1 protein-coding gene is annotated in these 842 nt (G+C 61.6%); it reads right to left on the bottom strand.

The genetic code is table 11. From position 1 onward, the window contains the following. Positions 1-607: 607 nt before the first annotated feature. Positions 608-842, bottom strand: a 235-nt coding sequence (locus AWB68_RS50655) for a hypothetical protein (protein ID WP_235028892.1), incomplete at its 5' end; no start/stop codon positions are given.

Genomic DNA, 842 nt, shown 5'->3' with positions numbered 1-842 from the left:
CCCGAGATCAGCCCGTCACCAGACAACGCCATCATCGAAACCCGCCCCGTCTTCATCTGCCGGCACTGCGGCGCACCGATGATCGTCATCGAGATCCTCACGCGCTGCGCCCCGATCCGCGCACCGCCGATGCGCCGGGATCCGACATGAACTCCACGGTTCCTCGACCTGCCTGTCAAACGTTGGCTCCGCGGCAACGCGGCCCAAGGGCGGACATTTGCGCGTGTCGCTTTGCGAAGCGCTACGACCGCCCACTTCATCATCGCAAATGCACGACTACACCGCTTCGCTACGGCGTCAGCGCCCCTCCAGCGGCCCGCCTGGCCGTGCCGCATCCGACACCACTCACCATCCGGGCCTATCAATCGCCATAGCCGCGAAGCTTCCAACCGCATCGGTGCATTCCGCGGTTTCCTCCATCGGGCTTATTCGACGCCTGCCAACCCGCGCAGACGCGCCGTCACATTCCTGTGGCCGATGGCAGGCATCGAATAAACCTTAACGGCTTGAGACAGTTAGGTCCGGGCGGCGGCGAACGACCTCGTCGCCTAATCATCGGACCGAAGCCGGCCAGGAAGCGTCATTCGTTTTGTGGGTAAGTCGTCACTCAGGTGTCGGCTCCTGCTAGGGAGCTGCCATTCAATGGCGACTTGACTTGCCGGTATTCGAATGGCAGCTTGAACTTGTCCCTGAGATAGCGAAGATATCGTGCATCTTCGGTGCCCAGTTCAGTGCGACCCACGGCGACCAGCCTGATGCTTCTCTTAAGTTGTGGCGACAGTATAGCGACAGCGCCGGACGGGCAAAGCAGGGTGGGGATTGCCTTGATGCGCAGATACCGA

The organism is Caballeronia choica, assembly GCF_001544535.1.
GTDB lineage: Bacteria > Pseudomonadota > Gammaproteobacteria > Burkholderiales > Burkholderiaceae > Caballeronia > Caballeronia choica.
Note: the sequence above shows the minus strand (reverse complement) of the source record. Positions and strands in the feature narration are given on the sequence as shown.